Source organism: Longimicrobiaceae bacterium (assembly GCA_036375715.1).
GTDB lineage: Bacteria > Gemmatimonadota > Gemmatimonadetes > Longimicrobiales > Longimicrobiaceae > DASVBS01.
In genome coordinates, this window is the sequence record DASVBS010000031.1 from 11,387 (window position 1) to 35,038 (window position 23,652).

Consider the following 23,652-nt stretch of genomic DNA (forward strand, 5'->3'; position numbering starts at 1 on the left):
GTCGGCTTGACGCCCGAATCGCGGCGCGGCTAGGTTGGCGCGACCGCCGGGTGGGGGATCTACGCCTGGCTCCAGCAATTCCAGGCCGCGAGCACGATGCGATCTGCCGCCGTGATTCTCCTGCTGGTGGCAACCGGTTGCGCCGGCAGGGGCCGTACTCCCTCCGAAGCCGCTGCACCCGTTCCCGGCGCGGCCGCCGATCCCTACCCCAGCACCTACTCCCCACTCCCGTCGGGCCCCACGTTGATCCGAGGCGGCACCGTGATGACCGCCGCGGGCGAGGTCATCGAGGGCGGCTCGGTCCTGATCGAGAACGGGCGCATCAGCGCCGTGGCTACTGATCTCCAGGCGCCGGCGGGCGCGACCGTGATCGATGCGACCGGCCGATTTGTCACCCCCGGCCTCATCGATACCCATTCACACCTCGGGGCATATCCGAGTCCCGCGGTCGATGCGCTAGCCGACGGCAACGAAGCCACCGATCCGAACACCGCCGAGGTGTGGGTGGAGCATTCCGTATGGCCGCAGGATCCCGGCTTCATCCGCGCGCTGGAAGGTGGAATCACCACGCTGCAGATCCTGCCCGGCTCGGCGAACCTCTTCGGCGGGCGCAGCGTCACCCTCCGTAACGTACCCGCGCGCACCGTGCAGGAGATGAAGTTCCCGGGCGCCCCGTACGGCCTGAAGATGGCCTGTGGAGAGAACCCCAAGCGGGTCTATGGCGATAACGGGCGCTCGCCCGCGACGCGGATGGGCAACATCGCCGCGGTACGTGCGGCGTGGATCCGTGCCCAGGAGTACCAGCGCCGCTGGGATGCCTGGAACCGTGGCTCCCGCTCGCCAGGATCCATGCCGACGCGCGATCTGGAGCTGGAGACTCTCGTCGGTGTTCTGCGAGGCGACATCCTCGTTCACAACCATTGCTACCGGGCCGACGAAATGGCCTGGATGATCGACGTCGCCCACGAGTTCGGCTACAAGATCCGCTCCTTCCACCACGCGGTGGAGGCCTACAAGATCCGCGACCTGCTGGCCAGGGAAGGGATCGCGGCCTCGCTCTGGGCGGACTGGTGGGGGTTCAAGATGGAAGCGATGGACTTCACCCGAGCGAACATCGCCCTGGTTCACCAGGCGGGCGTGCGGGCGATCGTGCACTCGGATGATCCGATCGGGATCCAGCGTCTGAACCAGGAAGCGGCGAAGGCGCTGCGCGCTGGTCGGGAGGTGGGAATCGAGATCTCGGACGACGAGGCGCTGCGCTGGATCACGGCCAACGCGGCGTGGGCCCTGGGGATCGAGGAAGAGGTGGGCACGCTCGAGCCGGGCAAGCGGGCGGACGTGGTGATCTGGTCCGCGCACCCGTTCAGCGTCTACGCTCGGGCCGACCAGGTGCTCATCGACGGCGCGGTCGTGTACGATCGCCTGGATCCGGCGCGACAGCCGCGTACCGACTTCGAGCTCGGACTGCCGTCCGGGAGGAGTGATGACTGACATGTCTCCCAGGCCGGGGCCCGGATACGAAGGTTTGCGTCCGTCCAGGGGATTGCGCCGGCTTGACCTCGTCGCCGTGCTCGCTGGGGCCACCGTAGCGGTGGTGTTCGCCGGGCTGCCGGCTCATCCGCTGCAGGCGCAGGTCATCGCGATCGAGGGTGGGACGGTGCACACCATGACTGGTCCGCCGCTGCCGAATGCCACCGTGCTCATCCGCGATGGCAGGATCGCGGAGGTGGGGACAAACGTGGCTGTCCCGGCCGACGCTGTGCGCATCGACGCCACGGATCGGATCGTCACCCCGGGGCTCTTCGACTCCGGCACCCACGTGGGGGTGGTGGAGATCGAGGCGGTGGAGGAGAGCGACGACTCGCGCGGCGCGGACCAGGAGGACCTCGTGGACGCCGCGTTCCGCGTGGAGGACGGGCTCAACCCTCAATCCATGGTGATCCCGGTGACGCGCTCCGGTGGCGTCACGACGGTGATGGCACGCCCGGACGGCGGGCTATTCTCCGGCCAGGGTGCCGTCATCGATCTGGCCGGCGAGCGACGTGAGGACATGGTTGTGCGGGCACCCGCCGCCATGTTCGCGAGCCTGGGAGAGACGGCCCGTAGCGCGGTGGAGGGTGGGCGAGGCGAGACCGTCATGCACTTCCGCGAGGTGCTGGAGGACGCACGGGCGTACGGCGAGAACCGGGAGCGCTTCGAGGGAGGAGCCTTCCGGGAACTGGCGGTCGATCGCCTCGACCTCGAAGCGCTGCAGCCCGTGCTCGCGGGGGAGATCCCCCTGGTGATCGAGGCGCACCGCGCGAGCGACATCCGCACCGTCCTACGGCTTGCCGAGGAGTACAAATTTCGTCCGATCATTTACGGCGGGACCGAAGCCTGGATGGTCGCGGACGAGCTCGCGGCCGCCAACGTGCCGGTCATCGTCAAGGTCCTGCAGAATCTCCCCGAGAGCTTCGAGAAGCTGGGCGCAACCTACGAGAACGCCGCCCGGCTCTCCCGCGCCGGCGTCACTGTCGCCATCACCACCGACGATACCTTCCGCGCGTTCACCCTGCGACAGGAGGCGGGCAACGCCGTCGCCCATGGGATGGACCACGCCGAGGCCCTCCGCGCGCTCACCCTCTACCCCGCGCGGATCTGGGGGCTGGAAGCCGACTACGGCTCCCTCGAACCCGGCAAAGTCGCCAACGTCGTCGTCTGGGACGGCGATCCGCTGGAGCTTCTCACCTCCGTCACCCACCTGATCATCCGCGGCCGGCAGATCCCGCTTGAGAGCCGGGAGACCCAGCTGCGGGATCGATATCTCGACCTGGGGCCGGAGAGGGCGTATAGGCCCTGAGGGGTGGAATTTTGAATTTTGGCTTTTGAATTTCGAATTACGAATTACGAATTACGGGGGCGATCCGCAGACTTCAGCCGAGCCCAATTCAAGATCCAGAATTCAAAATTGTAAAATGGTGCTCGGTCGTCTGCTGCCGGCACCCGTCAGTCATTCATAATTCATAATTCGTAACTCGTAACTGCGCGTTCGCGCGCGCTGCGCGCGCGAACACGCGCGCGCGTGAGGGGTAGAAATATTGGTTATGCCGGCGACGGCGCCGGTCCGAGAGGATTCGCCATTTTCCGATCATTCATGAGCTCTCTACCCCCCGAGCAGAAGATCCTTCCTCGTCTGATCGAAGACGAGATGCGCGAGTCGTTCATCGATTATTCGATGAGCGTGATCGTGCAACGTGCCCTGCCGGATGTACGCGATGGGCTGAAGCCGGTGCACCGGCGGATCCTCTTCGCGATGCACGAGAGCGGATTGACCCCGAACCGCCCGTTCAAGAAGAGCGCGACGGTGGTGGGTGACGTGCTGGGCAAGTACCACCCGCACGGCGATGCCGCGGTCTACGACGCCATGGTGCGGATGGTCCAGGACTTCTCCCTCCGCTATCCGCTGGTGGCCGGCCAGGGGAACTTCGGCTCGATCGACGGCGATTTCGCTGCCGCCTACCGGTATACCGAGGCGCGGTTGGCCCCGATCGCGAGCGAGATGCTGGCGGACATCGACAAGAACACCGTCGATTTCGCTCCCAACTTCGACGACCGGCTGCAGGAGCCGACGGTCCTTCCCGCGCGCCTGCCGAACCTCCTGGTGAACGGTTCGAGCGGCATCGCCGTCGGAATGGCCACCAACATCCCCCCGCACAACCTGCGGGAGATCGTGGACGCCTGCGTCTTCCTCATCGACAATCCCGAAGCCACCGTGGAGCAGCTCCGCGCCTTCGTGCGCGGCCCCGATTTCCCCACGGGCGGCTTCGTCTACGGAATCGAGGGGATCGACGAGGCGTACAGGACGGGTCGCGGGCGGGTGGTCATGCGGGCGCGCGCGACGATCGAGGAGCAGGACGACGGACGCGAGCGGATCATCGTCACCGAGATCCCCTTCATGGTCAACAAGGCCCGGCTGATCACCCAGATCGCCGAGCTGGTCCGCGACAAGAAGATCGAGGGCATCTCGGACCTGCGCGACGAGTCCGACCGCGAAGGGATGCGCATCGTGATCGAGGTGAAGCGCGATGCCATTCCGAACATCGTGCTGAACCAGCTCTACAAGCACACCCAGATGCAGTCCACCTTCGGCGTGATCATGCTGGCGCTGGTCAACGGCGTCCCGCGCGTGCTCTCGCTGAAGGACATGCTGAGGCACTTCATCGACCATCGGCATGACGTGGTGGTGCGGCGCACCCAGTTCGATCTCGACAAGGCGCTGGAGCGCGAGCACATCCTGGAGGGCTTGAAGATCGCCGTCGACAACATCGACGAGGTGATCGCCATCATCCGTGGCTCCGAGACGACGGAGGAGGCGGGTGAGCGTCTACGGGTGAGGTTCCAGCTCACCGAGCGTCAGACCGACGCGATCCTCAACATGCGCCTCGCCAAGCTTACCGGCCTCGAGATCGAGCAGCTCGAGGCGGAGCTGGCAGAGGTCCGGGGGCTGATTTCCGAGCTGAAGGGGATCCTGGAGAGCCCTGCGCGGCGCTACCAGATCATCAAGGACGAGCTGCAGGAGGTGGCGGACAAGTACGGCGATGAGCGGCGTACGGAGATCCTGGGCGAGACCGGGGAGCTCTCGTACGAGGACCTCATCGCCGACGAGGAGATGGTCATCACCATCTCCCACGCCGGCTACATTAAGCGCATGCCGGTGGATGCCTACCGCAGGCAGGGCCGCGGCGGGCGCGGTGTGGCCGGGATGGGCACCAAGGAAGAGGACTGGGTGGAGCAGATCTTCGTGGCCAACACCCACGACTATCTGCTGTTCTTCACCCGCAACGGCCAGTGCTTCTGGCTCAAGGTCTACGAGATCCCGCAGGGGAGCCGGACCAGTCGTGGTAAGCCGATCGTCAACCTGATCAATATCGATCCCGGCGATCGGCTGGCGGCGCTGGTCCCGGTGCGGTCCTTTTCCAGCGATCGCTACCTGATGTTCGCCACCCGTAAGGGGGTGGTGAAGAAGACGGTCCTGTCCGCGTACGGCAACCCGCGGGTCACGGGGATCAACGCGATCAACATCGCCCCGGCCGATGAGCTGATCGACGTGCAGCTCACCAACGGGAACAACGAGATCATTCTGGCCACGCGCGGCGGCCTGGCGATCCGTTTCTCCGAGAGCGATGTGCGGGAGATGGGTCGGGCCACCACCGGAGTGCGCGGCATTACCCTGACGGGAGACGATGTAGTAGTGGGGATGGTGGTCGCGAAGGCGGGGACCACGCTGCTGGTAGTGACTGAGAACGGAATGGGCAAGCGTTCCGAGATCGAGGAATACCGGCTGCAGCGGCGCGGCGGGAAGGGCGTCATCAACGTGAAGACCACGGCGAAGACGGGCCTGGTGGTGGCGATCAAGCCGGTGGTGCCCGACGACGAGCTGATGCTGATCACGCGCAACGGGATCGTGAACCGGCAGTCGGTGAACGGCATCCGCGTGATCGGAAGAAACACCCAGGGGGTGCGGCTGATCAATCTCGACGCCAACGACCAGGTGGTGGATGTCGCCTGCGTGGTCAGCGAGGAAGCGCTCGATGAGGTCGCCGAAGCGGCCGCCGCAGGGGACCTCGAAGCGGTGAGCGGAGGGGCGATCGAGGTGGTTGGCGACGAGGAGGAGGAGTAGGAAGAGAAGCGGGATCGCAATATCAAAGGCGCGAAGGGAGCTGGAAGCCCTTCGCGCCTGCGCTTTGTGTGCGAGCGCCCCTCCCGGCGTACCGGGTCCTGGGCTCGGGAATCAGCGTGCTTCGGATTCGGCGTCGGACGAGACCGTCTCGTCTTCGACGATTTTGACCGGCTGACCCGGCTGTGCGGCGATCGCCTGTACATTCGCGACGGCCGGGGCAGCCGTGGCGTCAGGTGCTTGCTCCGACGGGACAGCTATTGCTTGGGGCAGGTTGGCTACCTGGCCATCCGCTACTTTCACCGCACGCGCGTTGGCGCCCACGCCGTAACCTTCGCCAGGGGCGCTCGCCGGTTTCACCCGCAGAGGCGTCCCGGGTGTGGGAGCAACCGCTTGCGCGCTGGGAGCAACCTTCCGGACCGCCAGAGGGGGCGCTGCAAGGCGTGGAGCACCATTCGGGTCGATCATGGCTTCGGCGTTGACCCGATTCGGGACACCTACAGGCGTCGCTGCGCTCGCCCGCTCCCGCGCGACGGAGCGCGTGGTCACGATGATCACCCCGTCCTTCGCCTCGGGGCCATAACGCTCTATCGCTTCGCTCCCCTTGAAGACCTCGATGCGATCGATCCGCGCTGGATCCAGCTCGTCGAGGGAGACGCCCCTCTTCCCATCCACGATCACCAGCGGCTGGGCGTCCGGGTTGCCCGGGTTGAAGATCTGGAGCCGTGATTCGCCCGGCTCGCGGTCTTCGAGGCGCACTCCGACGCCATCGCGCGCAATTTCAAGGGCTCGTTCGCGTTCAACGCTCGCTGACGACTCCCGCTGCACGGTCCCACCCGGCTCACCGGTCTGGATCTGGACTACGCCGTTCTCTGCATCCGGGCCGAACTGCTCGAGGGCGAGCGGGCCCTTCAGGACGTCGATCGAGACGATGCGGCTCGGGTCGAGCTGCTCGATCGATTCCACCCTTTCCCCGTCCACTATGTACAGCGGCTGTGGCCCATCCTGAGCGAGCTCGTCGAGGGGGGATACCTTGATCCTCATGTCGCGGATCTCGGTGGTATCTCCGTCCGGCCCCACCCGGATGACCGTCACCTCTCCCTCGGGCGAGAGGCTGTGGGCGATCGCGCCGGCCGAATCGTCGGCCGACATCTGGATGACCACTCGCTCGCTCACACCCGGCGCTTCCGGCTCCAGCACGTCCGCGAGCTGCGGCTCGGTGGGAGACGGGGTGCCGCCGCGCGGAGTCATTTCGCAGGCGACGATGAACATCAGGGCGCCGAGCCCGCTGGCGACGGCGATGCGCATGCGGCGATGCGCGGGAATGCGACCAGTCATGGCGACAATCCTCCGTTCGAGCAGGGTGGGGGGCTCCAGCAGGGCGGGAGCGAGTAAGGGAGCCGGACCGGGGCGGCTGGCGGTCTGGATCAGGATCGTCCCGTAGGTACGACGGTCGGCGCCGCTGGCGAGCACGCGCGCGTCGCAGTCCAGCTCGAGAGCCTGCCGCAGCCGCGTGCGCATCCACCAGAGGGGGAGGTTCCACGGCATGGCGGCCACCAGCATCGCAGCCAACATCAACAGGCGAGGATCACCCGCGCACATATGCTCCCACTCGTGTCGGACGACCAGCTTGCGCTCCTCCTCCGAGAGCAGGTCGATCCAGCGCGGCAGGACGATCTCGGGCTTGCCCACGCCGATCACCACCGGCCCGGTGGATTCGGTGAGGATGGCCGGGAACCCCGCGATCTGCACGGGCACCCCGGAGGCGCGCACGCGTCGCAGCCGGTGATAGGCAACCCAGAGGGTGAGCCCGATCGCGACCGTGAGAGTCAGCCAGGCTGTCAGGAGGATGGGACCAGCGGCAGGGGCGTGGAGGATGCGGTCCAGAATGCCCACTTCCGCCTGCCCTGCCTGGGCGTGCGCCAACAGCTCCGCCAGTAGCGCAGGGTCCATCGGGGCAGTGCGCGACGGGCGCGGCGTCTCAGCTGGTAGGAAACGGAAGAGCACCGGAAGGCCGACCGCCAGCAGCATCACCGCCAGCCAGCCCCAGCGGCGCGGTCGCCGCAGCAGGCCGGTAGCCTGCTCGAGCGCCACGCCGGCCCCGGCGAGCAGCGCCGAGGCGATCAGTGCGTAGGTCATCCAGGTGATCATTCCTCACCTCCTGCCTCTGCCAGACGCCGATCCAGCAGGTCGCGCATCCGCTGCAACTCCTCCGCGGGCAGGTTGCGCTCGGTGACCAACTGGGCGAGGAGCTGCTCGGCGGATCCGTGGAAGACCTTGTCCACGATCCGGCTCAGCGCGGTGGCGCCCGCTTCCTCGGGTTCGACCAGCGGGATGTAGCGGTGTGCTCGTCCTTCCCGTTCGTGTCGGACGTAACCCTTTTCCTCCAGCGTCTGCAGCACCCACAGCACGGTGGTGTAGGCGAGCTCGTCCGGGAGCTGCTCACGCACCTCCGCCACCGTGCCGGAGCCCTGCCGCCAGAGGACGCTCATCACGTCCAGCTCGCGTGCGGTAAAACGGGGTCCCTTCATGCATCGGCTCCTATCTACGGGTCATCCCGTAGCAAGGATAATTGCCCCTGAGAGAGTTGTCAACGGGTTTCCCCGTAGTAGAACGATAGGTGGGAACTGGCGAGTTCCTCGGACGGCACGGCCTCGGCGGCCGGGGAGGAGCAGGACGACAGCCCGCATCACATGGCCGGTGGCAATGAGGGACGGTGATCGCTGGCGCCAATCTTGCCACGCTTGCAGCCCTGCAGTGTCCCTGCCCGGAAGGGGATCATCATACCTCGCCGCCGCTGGTCGACCCTTTCGGATAATCCCCTGTTTCCCTCGAAGGAGCGCCTCCTGTGGTGGCCCAAACCGAGAAGCGTGCTAGGATTTTCATTGCCGAAGACAATCCCATCCTCCTCCAGGGGCTGGACCGGGCGCTCACCGCAAGCGGCTACGAGGTGGCCACCGCCTCCTGCGGAGAGGAGGTACTCGCCATGATCGACGGGGGTCAGGTCGACCCGGACCTGCTCCTCCTCGACGTGATGATGCCCGGCATCGACGGCTTCGCCGTGCTGCGCACGCTCCAGGCTCACCCACGCGGGTGCAAACTCCCCGTGCTGATGATCACGGCGGCGACGGACGAGGCGCTGCGTGTGGCCGCCCGGGAGGAAGGCGCTGTCGACCTCCTGATCAAGCCGTTTCGCCTCGGCGAGCTGCTCGAGCGGATCGAGGCGCATGTACGTCGGAGCGACCGCAAAGAAGGCGGGCAGCGCAAAGAAGGCGGGCAGCCAGGACGAGGTGCTCCGCAGATCATCCACGCCACCCGGGAGCGCCCCTCCTGACCCGGTTCGATCGGGATCGTTCGGCCTGTGCGCTGTCTGACCGTCGACCGCGTCGGCACCCGCTGAAACCTCCCCGCTGTCTCTGACCGGCGCGATTCCTGCTGCGGGCGTCGCGCGGACAAATCGTTGCGCGGAGAAGAGATGCGACCACGGATCGCGGTCACCACCAGCAGTCACATCGCAGCGGAGTACCGAACGCCTCAGGTCGTACTCGGCAGTCCCTACCTCGAAGCGGTGGAACGGGTGAGTGCTACCCCGTTGCTGGTGACCCCCGCCCACGGCAAAGCCTCCATTGCCGAGCTGATGGAGCTGGTCGACGGCCTGTTGCTGACCGGTGGGGAAGACATCGACCCCTCACGCTACGGGCAGAGACCGCACGCCAAGCTGGAGACGGTCAATCACGCCCGCGATGTGATGGAGCTCGAGGTGCTCCGACGAGCGCTGGAGGCGAGGATGCCCGTCCTGGCCATCTGTCGGGGTCTACAGCTGCTCAACGTGCACTTCGGGGGGACCCTCGTTCAGGATCTGCCGTCCGAGCGGCCGGGTGGGCTGATTCATGAGCAGCAGGCGCCGATCACCGACCACTGGCACGGCGCGCGGGTGGAGAGCGGATCGAGACTGGCCAGGATCCTGGGGTCGGAGAGCCTGCAGATCAACTCCTTCCATCACCAGGGAATCGAACGCCTGGGTGCAGGGCTGCGCCCCCTCGCCTGGGCCGAGGATGGCCTGATCGAGGCTGTCGAAGCGGTGGACCACCCGTGGGTCATCGGCGTGCAGTGGCACCCCGAGCGCGCCGAAGCCGAGGTCCCCGACACCCACACCCACCCGGACTGGCGACTGTTCTCCGCCTTCGGGGAGGAGGCAAGGAGGTTCAGGAGTGAAAGGGTGAGGGCGGCGGCGTGACGAGAAGTCACCACACCACTTCAAACGCCTCGATCTCGCCAAACGGAAACGCCAGCTCGTCCCCCGTGTTCGTGGTCCCCACCAGCTCATCGTCGGGACCGCGGGAGCGGATCTCGCGTGGGACCAGCATGTACTCGGTGCCGCGGCGCCAGATCTGCACCCGCGCGCCCTCCACGATCGCGCGCTCCAGGCGATCGACCGCCTCCGGGGTCCACTGCATCACTCCGCCGCCTCCTCGTCCTCGGGCTCCAGCGCCTCCGGGCGCACCGAGATGTAAAAGGTCTTCACGAAAAGCGAGTCCAGCCGCATGAAGGCCGGATCGGGAAGGTCGCCGAACTTGCGCCCGGGCCGCGGGCGCGGGATCGAGGCTCCCAGGGTGTCGATCCAAACGTTGAACTCGGCCCGGCTGACCTTGGAGATGTAGCCGGGGAGGTCGATCCTGCTTCCGGGTCCTAAGCGCGCCAGAGCTCCCTCCGGTGGTGACGGTTCGAAGCGCACGAGAATGCGTCGCCCGTCGGCGGCCTGCACCCACGCCGAATTCGCCCGCACCCCGTTCTCGATCACCCCGGTGATCCGCACCAGGCGCCCCAGGTCGCGGGTCTCTATGGGGTTGATCTCTTCAAACGGCTCAGCCACCATCGGGATCAGCGGCGCACGCTCGTCGCCGAAGCCGGCGTTCGCTCCCACCCCGCGGACCCGCTCCGGATCCGTTGCGTCTCCCACCACGAACTTGCTGGCCCAGAGCAGGATCCCGAGCAGGGCGAGGGCGAGTGCCCAGAACCACATTCGCCCCGTCCGGGGCTGTACCATCCGGATATCCGCCATGATCGGAGCTCGAGCGCTTGTTGATCGTTACGCCGGCGAAGGGGGTGCAAGCAGCATTCCGCACACCACCTTGCCGGTGCCGGCGGAGAGATTGTACTGTTCGCCCTCTGATCGAGGATATTCCATCAGACTCCACCTGTACAGGGAGCGGTTCCGTGGCCCGCAAATCCGCCAGTGCGTCCGGATCGATGAAGCCTTTCTACGTCGCCCTCGCCGTCGTGGCGGTGGCAGGCGTCGCCTTCATTCTCTGGCAGATGCGTGCAGGAGGGAGCGGAGGCGCGGCGACGCAGCCAATTCCGGTGCAGATCAGCGACGCCGAGCTCAACAGCGTGCAGGGGATCTCCATCGGGCGGCAGGACGCACCCGTGGTTATCTACGAGTTCGCTGACTTCCAGTGCCCCGGCTGCGGACAGTTCGCCACGTTCACCGCCCCGCTCATCAAGGAGCGGCTGGTGGAGACGGGCCAGGTGCGCTTCGTCTACTACGATTTCCCGCTCCCTCAGCACCAGCACGCCTTCCTGGCCGCCCGCGCCGCGCGCTGTGCCAACGAGCAGGGCAAATTCTGGGAGTACCACGACGTGCTCTACGCCCGACAGCCCACCTGGGCGGTGCTGCGGAACGCAACCGATTTCTTCATCGACCTCGCCGAAGAGATCGGCCTGGACGAGTCCGCGTTCTCCTCCTGTCTGCGTTCGGACCGCTACCAGGAGGAGGTGTCGCGTAGCATCGAGCTCGGGGAGCGTCTGGGGGTGCGGAGCACCCCGACCCTCATGGTAAACATGAAGCGCCTGCCGGACGTTCCCGATTTCTCCCAGCTTCAGCAGATGGTGGAGCAGGAGCTGGGCGCGCCTGCCGCGGCGGCGGATTCAGCGGCGGGTGCCACCGCGCCGTGACCTCCACGATCCGCAGCGAGGCGGGAGCTGCTCGGGGGGTCTCGCCTGCCCCTCCACCGCTCGGCCGGATGGCGCTCGTTCTTCTCGCGCTGATCGGTGTCTTCGTCGCGGGGTACCTCACCCTCCATCGCTTCGGGTACATCGGGACCCTGCAGTGCAGCGTGGTCGGCGGATGCGAGACGGTACAGGCTTCGGCTTATGCCTTCTTTCCCCCACGGACCGTGGTCCAGTGGGGGATCCCCGTGGCCTTGCTCGGCCTGATCGGCTACCTGACCCTTTTCGTCGTCGGCCTGCTCGGGCTGCAGCCCCGCTACGTCGGGTCGCGCACGATCGCGCGGCTGCTGGTCCTGCTCTCCGGCGGGGGCCTGCTGTTCTCCTTCTGGCTCACCTATGTGGAGGCGGTCGTCCTGCGCGCCTGGTGCCAGTGGTGCGTAGTATCGGCCGTGCTGATCACCCTCATCTTCCTTCTCTCACTCCTCGGATTGCTACGAGGACCGAGGCGGAGCCCGACGAACTGACGATCGAAGAGAGTCATGGGAGATATAGCGAAGGTCCGACTCGTTTTTGCCGACTCGGGTAGCTTCCACACCGAATTCATCGAGGTGGAACGGACGACCCTGGAGCAGTACGACCGGTTGATCGACCTGCTGCGCGAGGATCCCGTCGTGACCCGCAACAACTACGTAGATCTCAAGCGTCTCGTGACGGCCACCGTACTCGAAGCCGGAGAATAGACCCGACGCGCGAGCTCCAGGAGGTGGCCCGGACGGGCGGTTCCCGCGAGGGCTGCCAGCCACCGTAGCTCCGCTCAGTTGCTGATCCTCTCAGCTACGTCGCGCGCTCGATCAACGGTCCAGAGCTCCACGTGCTTGGGTGGCCACAGCCCGTTGCGCGCGGCGCTGAGCAGATCCCGGGCGTGACTGCGGGCCTTCTCCGCCAGCTCCGCATCCACCCATCCGAGCTCGACTGCCTGGTCGAGCTCCTCCTCGTCCAGCAGGATCGCCTCCCCGTCGGCAGGAATCCAGACGTCCAGGAAAAGGTCAGTCGTCTCCCACCGGTCGTCCTCCATGGCGACCGGCGTGAGGATGTTCGCGTAGTACCCGGTGAACTCCCCGTTGGCGAGGTGGAACCGGCCGATGTCGTGCCAGAGCCCTGGATAGGTGAACCAGACGACCGGGGCGCCGGGTTCCAGGATCACCCGGCCCGCCGCGGCAACGGGGCGCGGGAGCTCGGCCTCCGGCAGGAAGGTCACCGTGCAGTCCGGAGTTCGCTCGAGCACGAGCTGATCGAACACCTGAATCCGGTCGGGAGGGCGTCGGTAGTGGATGGTGACCCGGGCGGTCATCAGAATCCTCGCATCACGCCTGAGCGCATCTCCTGCGCATCCACCACCGCGAGCGCGGTGAGGTTGACGATGTCCGCGGCGGAGCTGCCCCGCTGCAGCACGTGGATGGGGCGCGACATCCCCATCAGCACCGGGCCGATCGCCTCCGCTCCGCCCAGTCGCCAGACCAGCTTGTAGGCGATGTTCGCGGCGTCCAAATCGGGAAAGATGAGGACGTTTGCCGACCCGGTCAGAGTGGTGAACGGGTAGAGCTCGGTGCGGTACTCCGGCATGAGCGCCGGCTCCACCTGCATCTCCCCGTCGATGATGAGGTCGGGATCGCGCTGCTTCACCAACTCGGTGGCGATCCGCACCTTTTCGGAATGGGGGTGGCGCACCGACCCGAAGTTGGAGAAGGAGAGCATCGCTACTCGCGGTACGATTCCCAGCTTGCGCACGACTCCCGCAGCGAGCAGGGCAATCTCCGCCAGTGTCTCCGCGTCCGGCTCGATGTTCACGGTGGTGTCGGCGAAGAAGAGGAGGTCCTTCTCGAGCACCATCAGGTACAACCCCGCCACTTTGTGCACCCCGGGAGCGGTACCGACGGTCTCCAGCGCGGGGCGGATCGTATCGGGGTAGTACATCTCCTCCCCGGCTACCAGGCCGTCCGCATCTCCAGACTGGACCATCATGCAGCCGTAATAGATCGGCTGCCGCATGCGTTCGCGCGCCTCTGCCAGGGTCACGCCTTTCCGCTGCCTCGCCTGGTAGAACTGTTGGGCGTACCGCTCCTTGGTTTCGGGGTCGGCCGCGGGATCGACCACTACGATTCCTTTCAGCGACATGGAGAGCTCCTCCGCCCGCTGCTCGATGATGCGGGGTCTTCCTAACAGAATCGGCACGGCGATCCCTTCCTCGACGATCCGGGTGGCCGCTCGGATGATGCGCTCGTGCTCGCCCTCCGGGAACACGATGCGTCGCGGATCTCTTCGGGCACGGGTGATGATCCCGCGCATGACTTCCTGTCCCCGACCGAGCCGGGATTCGAGCTCGTACTGGTATCGTTCCAGATCCAGGTGCACGCGGGCCACCCCCGACTCCATCGCCGCTTTCGCCACCGCCGGGGCCACCCAGAGCATGATGCGCGGATCGAAGGGCTTGGGAATGAGGTAGTCCGGCCCGAAGCGGAAGCGCTCGCCACCGTACGCGCGTTCGACCGCCTCCGGCACGTCCTGTCGGGCCAGTTCGGCCAGGGCGTGCGTTGCGGCCAGCTTCATCGCGTCGTTGATGGCCCGTGCCCGCACATCCAGGGCTCCCCTGAAGATGAAGGGGAAGCCGAGCACGTTGTTGATCTGGTTCGGATAATCGCTGCGGCCGGTGGCGGTGATGGCGTCCGGGCGCACCTCCAGCACCTGTTCGGGGGTGATCTCCGGCTCGGGGTTGGCAAGGGCGAAGATGATCGGCTGTTCCGCCATGTGGCGGATCATCTCCTGGGTGGCGGCGCCGGCAGCCGAGAGCCCCACAAAGACGTCGGCTCCCCGCAGTGCCTCGGCGAGGGTGCGCAGCGGCGTCTCCCGGGCGAAGCGAGCCTTGTACGGGTCGAGGTCCTCGCGCCCGGAGTGCACCACGCCGACGATGTCGCACATGGTGATGTTTTCACGGCGAACGCCGAGCGCCACGTAAAGCTCTGCCGTGGCCACCGCGGACGCACCGGCGCCGGCGAAGACCACTTGAATTTCGTCGATCTTCTTGCCGGTAATGTGCAGCGCGTTGATCAGAGCCGCGCCGGAGATCACCGCCGTGCCGTGCTGGTCGTCGTGGAAGACGGGGATGTCGAGGCGCTCCCTGAGCGTCTCCTCGATGTAGAAACACTCGGGGGCGCGGATGTCCTCGAGGTTGATCCCCCCCACGGTCGGTTCCAGCAGCTCGCAGAAGCGGATCACGTCATCAGGGTCGGTGGAGGCGACCTCGAGGTCGAACACGTCGATGTCCGCGAATCGCTTGAACAGGACTCCCTTGCCCTCCATCACGGGCTTGGAAGCCAACGGCCCGAGGTTCCCCAGCCCCAGGACGGCCGTGCCGTTGGTTACCACCGCCACGAGGTTGCCGCGTGCCGTGTAGCGAAACACGTCTTCCGGGTTCTGCGCGATCTCCCGACAGGGCTCCGCGACGCCGGGTGAATAAGCCAGTCCCAGGTCTCGCTGGGTGTAGGCGGGCTTGCTCGGGATAACCGCGATCTTCCCTGGCCGGCCCACGGCGTGATAATCGAGCGCGTCCTGGCGTTTGACCGACATCGAGAGTTCTCCGGGAATGACGAGGGCAGGTGGTCCGTTCGGGCGGTGAGCCGCGCTCCGTCGGGTCGTGGCGCCGTGCCGCGAAGGGAATGCCAGGCGCCTGAAGCGACTCTTTCCGGCGCCCGCTTGACCTAATTAGCTACGCGGCGTAGAGATTGCGAGTTCCGCGAGCATTCTGTGGCAATTTTTCCGCACCCGAACCGTTGTCGGTGGCCCTCTTCGGTCCCTCCGGCGAAGGTTTCGCACCGTCTTCCGATCAACGTGAAGGATCCTCGACGACTGCACCCGCGGGCCTGGCGTCGCGGCCGCACCGCCGCGCTCGCCTTCCTCCTGTCCGCCAGTCCCGGGATCGTCCTGGCGCAGGAGATCGACGGGGCGTGCCGCGAGGGGCGGATCTCCAACGTCTTCATCGACAACCATTCGGTTTTCGACCTGTCCGATCCCGACCTGGACATGCGCTTCGACTGGGCCTACCGCCTCGCGAACCGCATGCATCCCGCCACTCGCGAGAAGCTCATTCGCCGTGAGCTGCTCTTTGCTCCCGGCGATTGCTACGACGTGGAGCGGTTACGCGACTCGGAGCGCTTGTTGCGCTCGCTCGACTTCATTGCCGCGGTGGACATCTTCGGGATTCGACAGGCCGACGGGACCATTCACGTGCTGGTGGACACGCGAGACGAGTGGTCGCTGCGCGTGGAGCCGGAGATCGGGGGAGGAAACGGCTCGGGGCTGACGGGAGTTCGGGCGGGTGACGACAACCTCTTCGGATCGGGAACTCACCTCTCCGCCTTCTACCTCAACGACCAGGAGGAGCAGGTGTACGGCGGCTCCTTCTTCACCCCGCAGCTCCTCGGCTCGCGCTGGGACGCCGCGTTGGACGTCGGGAAGACGCCGGTAGGCGCGCTGCTACACGAGAGCGTCTCGTATCCCTTTGTCGGGGAGTTCGGACGCTGGGCTTTTCGCCAGCGGCTGAACCTCCACGATCGCTATTTCGAATACGTGGTGCGGAACGGGGAAGGGGAGCTGGAGCGGGTCTGGTTCCCGGAGCGGCGACTCAGCACGGATATTGGCTTCGCCGTCAGGCTCGGTCACGATCGGTACAATCGGACGACGATCGGCGCCGCCATCGCCGGTGAGTGGACCAGCTACCCCGAGGACGAGCTGCCCCGATTCGCCGATCCGGACCTGGCCGACAGCATTCCGGATTTCGAGGGGCTGCGCCGGGACACCGTACAGAGCGTCCGGGCGCTGGTGCTGCTCGGGCAACGGAGCGTCTATTACCTCAGGAGCCGTCGGCTCGACACTGTCAACGGCGTCGAAGACGTCCGCCTGGGCGTGGAGACGGAGATCGCCTTCGGTCCGAGTATCGCCGGCCTTACCCACCGGCAGGATCTGACGGTGGACATGCTGCTGACGGCGGCGGGCGAGCTGCCGAGGGAGAGTGTCGCCGGGGGGCAGCTCGTTCTCGAGGCACGGCGGGACTACCGGGCCAAAGAGGGGGAGCCGGAGTGGACCGACGTCTTCGGCCAGCTCGACCTCTGGGCGTACCTCCGATCCGATCCCGAGGCCTCGTCGGTCCTCGTAGCGGCCCTCAATGCCGCCGGCGGCTGGCACGACCGCACCCCCTTTCAGCTCACCCTCGGCGGCGAGGCCGGGCTGCGTGGCTTTCCGGACCACGTGTATCCGGGGGCGCGGCGAATCGTGGCTACCCTGGAGCAGCGGATGTATCTCGGCTGGCCGTACCCCGATCTCTTTGACGCAGGCGCTGTTGCCTTCGTGGACGCGGGGAAGATCTGGGCAGGCTCGGCCCCGTTCGGGGAAACGTCACCCATCCGGGTGAATGCTGGGGTGGGGCTGCGGCTGGCCTTCCCGCCGGGTTCGCGCCAGACCCTCCGCATGGACGTGGCCGTGCCCTTCGGTCCCGGCGGTGGAATCGGCAACGCGGTGTTCTCTGTCGGCGTGGGTCAGGCGGTCGGGTTCCGCGGTACCCTCGGGGATCCTCAGCTCGACCGCAGCACCCGGCAAGCCGCCCTGCCCTCCATCTTCGTGCAGCCTCCGCTGCAGTCCCGATGAGTCGCTCCGTGCGCGCTCTCTACCGGGCCGACTGGGTGCTACCGGTGACGGCGCCCCCCATCCGCAACGGTGCGGTGCTGGTGGATGATGCCGGGTGCATTGCCGCCGTGGGACCGCAAGCCGCCATCGAGCCCCCGCAAGGGATCGAGATCATCGAGCTGGGAGAAGCCATCCTCCTTCCCGGACTCATCAACGCCCACGCGCACGCGGAGCTCGCGATGTTCCGGGGCGCGCTGGAGGATCTTCCCTTCTGCGATTGGATCGTGCGCCTGGTCGGAGCCAAGCGGGGAACCCTTCAGGACGAGGATTATCGTTGGGCAGCGCGCTGGACGATGGTGGAGGCGCTCCGCGTAGGGATCACCACGATTGCCTGTACCGAGTCGTCCACGGCGGCGGTTGCGGCCCTGCGCGAGGCGGGGATGCGGGGCATCGTCTACCAGGAGGTGTTCGGTCCCGACCCGGCGGATGCCGAGTCAGCCATCCGGGGGCTGCGCGAAAGGGTCGAGGCTCTACGCCGGGACGAATCTGCGGACGACCTGGTGCGGGTGGGCATTTCCCCTCACGCGCCCTACACGGTCTCCGACCGGCTGTACCGCCTCGGCGCCGAGCTGGCGATCGGCGAGGGCTTTCCTATGGCGCTGCACATCGCTGAATCCGCGGCGGAGCGCGCACTGGTCGCCAACGGCGGGGGGGATTTCCAGCCGGGATTGAACGCCCGCGGGATCGCCACGCCGGTACGAGCCGGCTCTCCGATCGAGCTTCTGGACCGTCTCGGCGTGCTTCGCGCGCGTCCTCTCCTGATCCACGTGGTGGATGTGGACGATGAGGACGTGCGCCGCATCGGCGCATCGGGGAGTTCGGTCGCTCACTGCCCGATCGCGAATGCTCGGCTCGGCCACGGCATCGCTCCGGTTACAGAAATGCGTGCGGCGGGGGTGCCCGTCGCTCTGGGGACCGATTCGGTCGGCAGCAACAACCGGCTCGATCTGCTCGAGGAGGCTCGGGTCGCCTCCATCCTGCAGCGGGCGAGGTTGCGAACCCCCGCGGCCCTGGGGGGAGAGGAGCTGCTTCGCATGTGCACGCTCGAGGGGGCGCGCGCCCTGGGCATCGAGCACCGGGTCGGCGCGCTGCAGCCGGGCCTGGAAGCAGACCTGTGCGCGGTGTCGCTCCGCGGCGTCCACGCGCGACCGGTGCACGACCCGCTCGCCGCCCTCTTCCACTCGACCCGGGGGTGTGACGTGATCCTGACGGTCGTCCGGGGGCGCGTGCTCTACAATGGTGAGAGGGTGCTCACAGTCGACGAGGAGGCTACGCGCAGCGCGCTCGACGGGATCGCCCGCCGCATGGGAGAACGATGAGGACCACGCGTGTTCCCGGCTCGGAGCTGATGGATCGGCTAGACGTGGCTTCTGCCGCGCTGGCGGAGGGGCTGTCCGATCTGCGCCGGGTGAACCGCTGGTTCGGCGGAGGGCGTGCGGCTCTGAGGGCCGCGTTGCCGGCGATCCGCGCCGTCGATGCGCCGACCGTGAAGGTTCTCGACGTGGCTACCGGTTCGGCCGACATCCCGTTGGCTCTGGTCCGACGGACCCGAGCGGAGGGGCTGCGCGTGCACGTGGTCGCGAGCGACCTGCACCCGGAGACGCTCTCGGTTGCGCGGGAGGTGGTAGCGGATGAACCGGCGATCGAAGTCGCCCGGGCGGACGCGCTCGACCTGCCCTTCGCGGACGCTGAGTTCCACGTGGCCATGTGCCATACTTCCCTCCACCACTTCGCGGACCGCGAGGCGCGGCAGCTACTCTCGGAGCTGGGGCGGGTGGCCAGCCACGCTGTCGTGGTCACAGACCTGGCTCGCGGCCGCCTGGCGGAGCTGGTGGTGCGCCTGCTCGCAGCCACCCTCTGGCGCGCCCACCCTGTGACGCGCCACGACAGCGTGGTGTCCATTCGAGCGGCATATACCGCCGACGAAGCAGCCGAGCTGGCCCGCGCCGCCGGGCTCGAGCAGATCCGGACGCGTCGCCACCTGTTCTTCCGCTTCTCGCTGGTTGCTGCCCCAGCCGCGAGGGGGAGATGAGGGCGTCGACCTTCGACGTGGTGGTGGTGGGCGCGGGTCCGGCCGGCTCGGCGACCGCCGCGCGGCTAGCCCGGGAAGGTTTTCGGGTGCTGCTGCTGGATCGCGCCACCTTCCCCCGGCCCAAACCCTGTGGCGACTGTCTCAGCCCGGCGGCCGTGCGGGAGCTGGATGACCTTGGCCTGCTGGATCGGATCCGCTCGGTGCCACACGCAACTCTGCGCGGGTGGACCATCCGAGCGGAGGAATCCGACCGATTTTGCGGCACATTCCCGAGCGGTCTGGAGGGGATTGCGGTCGCGCGGGAGAGGCTCGACACCATCCTCCTCGAGCACGCGGCCGCAAGCGGGGCGGAAGTGCGCACCGGCGTGCGGGCTGCCGATCTGCGGCGGGGCACGGCGGGAGAGGTGTGCGGCGTGGTGCTGCAGGACGGTGAGGTGCTGGCGGCGCGGCTGGTGGTGGGCGCGGATGGCCTTCGCTCGGTGGTGGTGCGGCGGGCGGGCTTGCTTGCGCGTTCGCCCCGCCTGCGCAAGATCGCGTTGACCGCTCGCCTGCAGTGGGTCGGCGAGCCCGCGCAGACGGGAGAGCTGCGAGTGCTCCCTTTCGCCACCGTCGGCATCGCGCCGCTGGGCGACGGGCGCGCCAACGTCACGGTGGTCGTGGACGAAGCGGAGGGACCGCGCCTGGCCGGAGCACCGGACCGATATTACGACGCAGTTGTCGCGGGACTGGGCGTGACGGGAGCTCGCCGCGTGGGACCCGTTCGTGCAACGGGACCCTTCGACTGGCCGGTTCGTTGCGCGGTAGCAGACGGGTTGATGCTGGTGGGGGATGCAGCAGGCTACTTCGACCCCTTCACCGGGCAGGGCATCTTTCGCGCGCTGCGTGGAGCGTCGCTGGCCGCCGCGACCGCGGCTCGAGCGCTTGCAACCGGCAGCGTCTCCGCGCAGGCGCTGCGACCATACGAGGTCGCGCGGCGGGCCACGTTCGGGCCGGGCGTGCGGCTGCAGCACGTGATCGAGGGTTTCGTTGCGCGAAGACGCCTCTTCCGGGTAGCCAGCACCATTCTCCGCAGCCGCCCGGCAATTGCGGATGCCCTGGTAGCGGTAACGGGTGACCTGCAGCCCGTCCGCTCCCTGTGGTCGCCGCGCACGCTGGTCAGGCTCGTGGCCTGATGATGAGGGGGCTGCCTCGGCACCGATCCGTCGCCGGCTTTCCCGAACTACGGGTGCTGCGCGCGGCCAGTCGGTCGCCGATGACGCTGGACGGAACACGCACCTTCGTGCTGGGGACGCAGCGGCCGCTGGTGATCGACCCGGGGCCGCGGGACGAGGAGCACCTGGAGACCTTGCTCCGGCTGCTGGACGGATTTACTCCAGGTGCCATCCTCCTCACGCACGGGCACGCAGATCACGCGGGAGGTGCTCCACTGCTCGCGGAACGCACCGGCGCGCCGATCGCGATGGGCAGGGGCGCCCTGCGCCTCCCCTTCCCGGTGGAGCGAGTGACCACGTGGTTGACGAACGGCGACGTGCTCGACTCCGATGCGGGTCCCGTCCGGGTGATCTCCACCCCGGGGCACGCGCCCGAGCACCTCGTCTTCCTGTACGTCGCCCCTGACGGCCGGAGAGCCTTGTTTGCGGGGGATCTTTTGCTCGGAGTGGGGGATAGTACGGTCGTTTCGCACCCGGAGGGGAGCGTGTCGGATTATCTCCGCTCCCTGGAAACGGTTACCGAAGCTCGACCGACAGTGATCTTCCCCGCTCACGGCCCGCCGTTACGGGACCCCGAGCGGGCGATCGCGCGTTACCGGTCCCATCGGTTGGCGCGGATCGAGCAGGTCCGACGATTGAGGTCGGAGCGGCCCGAGCTGGGCGCGGAAGCGATGATCGAGCTGGTCTACGGTCCGGAGCTCGATCCGCGGCTGCTCGGAGCCGCGCGAGGATCGATCGAGGCGATCCTCGCTCATCTGGATGCGGACAATGCGCACTGAGCCAGCGGTTGAGGCCGCCGACGCGGTGAAGCCGAGGATCCTCGAAGGAGTAGAGGGCAGGATGGCGCGCGCAACGCAGACCCTGGAGGTGCACGCGGTGCAGCCGGCGCTGGAAGCGCTCGGTGACGGTGTGTGCATCCTCGATAGGGATTGGCGAATCACCTATTGGAACGCGGCCGCGGAAAAGCTCCTGGGGGTGCGGAGACACCGGGTCCTGGGCCGCGTGTTGTGGAACGAGTTCCCGCTCCTGCGCGGTACCGCGACGTGGGATGCCCTGCGCATCGCGCGGGCCGAGAATCGATCGCACGACTTCATCGAGAGCTTACCACGCAGGCAGGGCCGGGGCTTCGCGGCGGTGCACGCCGCACCGATGAGCGACGGTAGTCTGCTCGTGCAGTTCCGTGACGCCACCGACGAAGTCACCCGCTCCAACGAGCACACTGCGCTGCTGGAGTCCATGCGCGACGGCTTCATCGCCGTCGATACCGGCTGGCGGGTCCTCTACATCAACGGCGTTGCCGAGTCGCTCCTGCGCTTCTCCCGGGAGCAGGCGCTGGGGCTCTCCATCTGGCCCCTCCTTCCCACCGGCCCGGCGGAGATCGCGGAGAGCCTCCGGGCGACGATGGAAGACGGCATCCAGCGTCACTTGCGCGAAGTCCGCCCCGAGGGCCGCATTTTCCGCGGCCGGATCTTCGACCTGTGGATCTACCCGCTGGTCGGAGGTGGGATCTCCATCATGTTCGAGAACGTGACGGAACGGGTGCAGCGCGAGCACGAGCTGGCGCGACTGGTGGAGAAGGCGAACGAGGCCAACGAAGCGAAAGGGCGCTTCTTCGCCGCCATCAGCCACGAGCTGCGCACCCCCCTCAACGCCATCGTCGGCTACACTCACCTGCTCAACAGCGAGACCTATGGGAGGCTGCCCGAGGCGGCGCGCCGCGCCGCGGAGCGCGCTGGGGTCTGCGCCGAGCACCTCGCCCGGCTGGTGGACGACGTGCTGCTCCTCACCACCGCGGAGATCGGGAAGCTCCCCGTGGTCCCCGAGGCGGTCTCGCTCCCAGAGTTCCTGCCGCCCATTCTGGAGCCCCACCGTCACCAGGCCGAAGCCAAGGGGCTTACCTTCAACGTGGTGGTGGCCGACGAGGCGGCCCGTCTCGAGACCGATCCGCAGAGGCTGCGGCAGCTTCTCTCGTCCCTGGTGTCCAACGCGGTCAAGTTTACCGCTTCGGGAAGCGTGATGGTGGAGGTGACGCTCACCCGCCTCGAGTCGGAGGGCGAGTCGGTCGAGCCGCGCGTGCTCTTCCGGGTGCTCGACACCGGGCGCGGCATTCCGGTCGCTGACCAGGACCGCATCTTCGGTCCCTTCGAACAAACGGGAGACCCATCCCGCTCCCAATCGATGGTCATGGGAAGCGGGCTGGGTCTCGCCGTAGCCCGCCGGGTCGCGGGGCTGCTCAACGGGAGACTCTACCTCGAGTCGTCTTCTCCGCAGGGTTCCTGCTTCTGTCTGGAGCTACCGCTCAAAACGGCCTGACGTCGACTCCCAACCGCAAGGCCATCCAGCGAGCAGCGCTGTCATCGGTCGGTACGCTGGCCTCTCCCCGCAGGTACACACCCGAGTTGTAAGCCACGTCCCGGCGAAGCTCCGCCGCGAAGGTCAGGGCCTCGTCGTAGTACGACTCCGATCCGCTCCCTTCTTCGTCCAACCGCTTCATCTCGTACCATCCCATACCCGCCCCGAGAGAGAGATCTGTCCGTCGACCGTCTACCGCCGTGAACATCCCCAGGACGTTGAGTCCGCGATTACCGTAACCCACCCGCGGATCTTCGCAGCCTCCGCTTGGACACCCGGACCATTGCGAGCCCGTGGCGGCCACGCGTAGCCGTTCGGTCAGCGGAAGGAAGAGGGAGACTCCGACCGCGGGACGCACCCCGTCGTAACTTTCGACCCCGCTCATTCCCGCCTCGAATCCGACGCTCTGAGCCCGGACGGGGTTGGTCGCCACAGCGGCCATCCCGAGCGCAAAGACGGCAGCGATGAGCAGGCGTAGCCTGGATGAAGCGGCCATGTCGATTCTCAAGAGGTAAAGGTGACGGGCAGACTGTGCCAATCTCTCGATCCCGAATCCCTGCCCGACCTCACTCGAGAGCAAAGTGGATTCCCGTTTCCCTGATAGTGTATAAGGTATTATCAGCAAATACGATAAGCGCTTTCAAGCAGCTAACCCGAAGGGCTCTTCTGGCATCTGCAGAGGACAACCAGCGGAAGGGGCGGTGGACGCTTCTGGG

The 23,652-nt window shown here is 67.1% G+C and carries 21 protein-coding genes; 14 read left to right on the top strand and 7 right to left on the bottom strand.

From position 1 onward, the window contains the following. Positions 1–96: 96 nt before the first annotated feature. The 3 genes from VF167_05455 (at position 97) to gyrA (ending at position 5,659) form a co-directional block, all read left to right on the top strand. Complete coding sequence (locus VF167_05455; GenBank protein HEX6924851.1) at positions 97–1,491, top strand: amidohydrolase; 1,395 nt, start codon at positions 97–99, stop codon at positions 1,489–1,491. Beyond that, complete coding sequence (locus VF167_05460) at positions 1,484–2,839, top strand: amidohydrolase family protein (protein HEX6924852.1); 1,356 nt, start codon at positions 1,484–1,486, stop codon at positions 2,837–2,839. Before VF167_05455 ends, VF167_05460 begins: the two co-directional genes overlap by 8 nt. 294 nt (positions 2,840–3,133) lie before the next feature. Further along, the gene (gyrA, locus tag VF167_05465) at positions 3,134–5,659 is read left to right on the top strand and encodes a DNA gyrase subunit A (GenBank protein HEX6924853.1); all 2,526 of its coding nucleotides are present in this window, start codon (positions 3,134–3,136) and stop codon (positions 5,657–5,659) included. Between the two features lie 111 nt (positions 5,660–5,770). On the opposite strand, the gene VF167_05470 is transcribed toward gyrA, so the two are convergent. Further along, positions 5,771–7,807 (bottom strand): M56 family metallopeptidase, encoded by a 2,037-nt coding sequence (locus VF167_05470; GenBank protein ID HEX6924854.1) that lies wholly within the window; start codon positions 7,805–7,807, stop codon positions 5,771–5,773. After that, positions 7,804–8,187 (bottom strand): BlaI/MecI/CopY family transcriptional regulator, encoded by a 384-nt coding sequence (locus tag VF167_05475; GenBank protein HEX6924855.1) that lies wholly within the window; start codon positions 8,185–8,187, stop codon positions 7,804–7,806. The genes VF167_05470 and VF167_05475 overlap by 4 nt, the downstream gene beginning before the upstream one ends. Positions 8,188–8,507: 320 nt before the next feature. On the opposite strand from VF167_05475, the gene VF167_05480 reads away from it, so the two are divergent. Next, the gene (locus VF167_05480; protein ID HEX6924856.1) at positions 8,508–8,990 is read left to right on the top strand and encodes a response regulator transcription factor; all 483 of its coding nucleotides are present in this window, start codon (positions 8,508–8,510) and stop codon (positions 8,988–8,990) included. Between the two features lie 141 nt (positions 8,991–9,131). Further along, the gene (locus VF167_05485; protein HEX6924857.1) at positions 9,132–9,893 is read left to right on the top strand and encodes a gamma-glutamyl-gamma-aminobutyrate hydrolase family protein; all 762 of its coding nucleotides are present in this window, start codon (positions 9,132–9,134) and stop codon (positions 9,891–9,893) included. A gap of 7 nt (positions 9,894–9,900) precedes the next feature. Here the strand turns inward: VF167_05485 and VF167_05490 are convergent, their stop codons facing one another. Together VF167_05490 and VF167_05495 are read right to left on the bottom strand one after the other, a co-directional pair. Then, positions 9,901–10,116 (bottom strand): hypothetical protein, encoded by a 216-nt coding sequence (locus tag VF167_05490; protein HEX6924858.1) that lies wholly within the window; start codon positions 10,114–10,116, stop codon positions 9,901–9,903. Then, positions 10,113–10,718 (bottom strand): hypothetical protein, encoded by a 606-nt coding sequence (locus tag VF167_05495; GenBank protein HEX6924859.1) that lies wholly within the window; start codon positions 10,716–10,718, stop codon positions 10,113–10,115. Before VF167_05495 ends, VF167_05490 begins: the two co-directional genes overlap by 4 nt. A 188-nt stretch (positions 10,719–10,906) precedes the next feature. Between VF167_05495 and VF167_05500 the strand changes: the two genes are divergently transcribed. From VF167_05500 to VF167_05510, 3 genes are all read left to right on the top strand, one after another. Further along, a complete protein-coding gene (locus VF167_05500) occupies positions 10,907–11,611 on the top strand; it encodes a DsbA family protein (GenBank protein ID HEX6924860.1) in 705 nt (234 codons plus the stop codon). 68 nt (positions 11,612–11,679) lie between these two features. Then, entirely contained in the window at positions 11,680–12,129 is a 450-nt protein-coding gene (locus VF167_05505; protein ID HEX6924861.1) for a vitamin K epoxide reductase family protein, read from the top strand. 15 nt (positions 12,130–12,144) lie between these two features. Continuing rightward, positions 12,145–12,345 (top strand): hypothetical protein, encoded by a 201-nt coding sequence (locus VF167_05510; protein HEX6924862.1) that lies wholly within the window; start codon positions 12,145–12,147, stop codon positions 12,343–12,345. A 74-nt stretch (positions 12,346–12,419) separates the two neighbouring features. Here the strand turns inward: VF167_05510 and VF167_05515 are convergent, their stop codons facing one another. Together VF167_05515 and VF167_05520 are read right to left on the bottom strand one after the other, a co-directional pair. Next, on the bottom strand, positions 12,420–12,956 hold the full coding sequence (locus VF167_05515) for a DUF402 domain-containing protein (protein HEX6924863.1): 537 nt from the start codon (positions 12,954–12,956) through the stop codon (positions 12,420–12,422). Continuing rightward, positions 12,956–15,229 carry an NADP-dependent malic enzyme gene (locus VF167_05520; GenBank protein HEX6924864.1) on the bottom strand — a complete coding sequence of 758 codons (2,274 nt, stop codon included), beginning with the start codon at positions 15,227–15,229 and terminating at the stop codon, positions 12,956–12,958. Before VF167_05520 ends, VF167_05515 begins: the two co-directional genes overlap by 1 nt. 261 nt (positions 15,230–15,490) lie before the next feature. Between VF167_05520 and VF167_05525 the strand changes: the two genes are divergently transcribed. Genes VF167_05525 through VF167_05550 form a run of 6 tightly spaced genes read left to right on the top strand, consistent with a single transcriptional unit; the run spans position 15,491 to position 22,897 of the window. Then, positions 15,491–17,302 carry a BamA/TamA family outer membrane protein gene (locus VF167_05525; protein HEX6924865.1) on the top strand — a complete coding sequence of 604 codons (1,812 nt, stop codon included), beginning with the start codon at positions 15,491–15,493 and terminating at the stop codon, positions 17,300–17,302. Beyond that, positions 17,299–18,660, top strand: coding sequence for an amidohydrolase family protein (locus VF167_05530; GenBank protein HEX6924866.1), 1,362 nt, complete (start codon positions 17,299–17,301; stop codon positions 18,658–18,660). The genes VF167_05525 and VF167_05530 overlap by 4 nt, the downstream gene beginning before the upstream one ends. Then, positions 18,657–19,373: a methyltransferase domain-containing protein gene (locus VF167_05535; protein ID HEX6924867.1), complete on the top strand. Its 717-nt coding sequence runs from the start codon at positions 18,657–18,659 to the stop codon at positions 19,371–19,373. The genes VF167_05530 and VF167_05535 overlap by 4 nt, the downstream gene beginning before the upstream one ends. After that, complete coding sequence (locus tag VF167_05540) at positions 19,370–20,545, top strand: NAD(P)/FAD-dependent oxidoreductase (protein ID HEX6924868.1); 1,176 nt, start codon at positions 19,370–19,372, stop codon at positions 20,543–20,545. The genes VF167_05535 and VF167_05540 overlap by 4 nt, the downstream gene beginning before the upstream one ends. Continuing rightward, a complete protein-coding gene (locus VF167_05545; GenBank protein HEX6924869.1) occupies positions 20,545–21,363 on the top strand; it encodes an MBL fold metallo-hydrolase in 819 nt (272 codons plus the stop codon). The genes VF167_05540 and VF167_05545 overlap by 1 nt, the downstream gene beginning before the upstream one ends. Further along, the gene (locus tag VF167_05550; protein HEX6924870.1) at positions 21,353–22,897 is read left to right on the top strand and encodes an ATP-binding protein; all 1,545 of its coding nucleotides are present in this window, start codon (positions 21,353–21,355) and stop codon (positions 22,895–22,897) included. The genes VF167_05545 and VF167_05550 overlap by 11 nt, the downstream gene beginning before the upstream one ends. Here the strand turns inward: VF167_05550 and VF167_05555 are convergent. Then, a complete protein-coding gene (locus VF167_05555; protein ID HEX6924871.1) occupies positions 22,884–23,432 on the bottom strand; it encodes a hypothetical protein in 549 nt (182 codons plus the stop codon). The genes VF167_05550 and VF167_05555 overlap by 14 nt on opposite strands. Positions 23,433–23,652 lie beyond the last annotated feature (220 nt).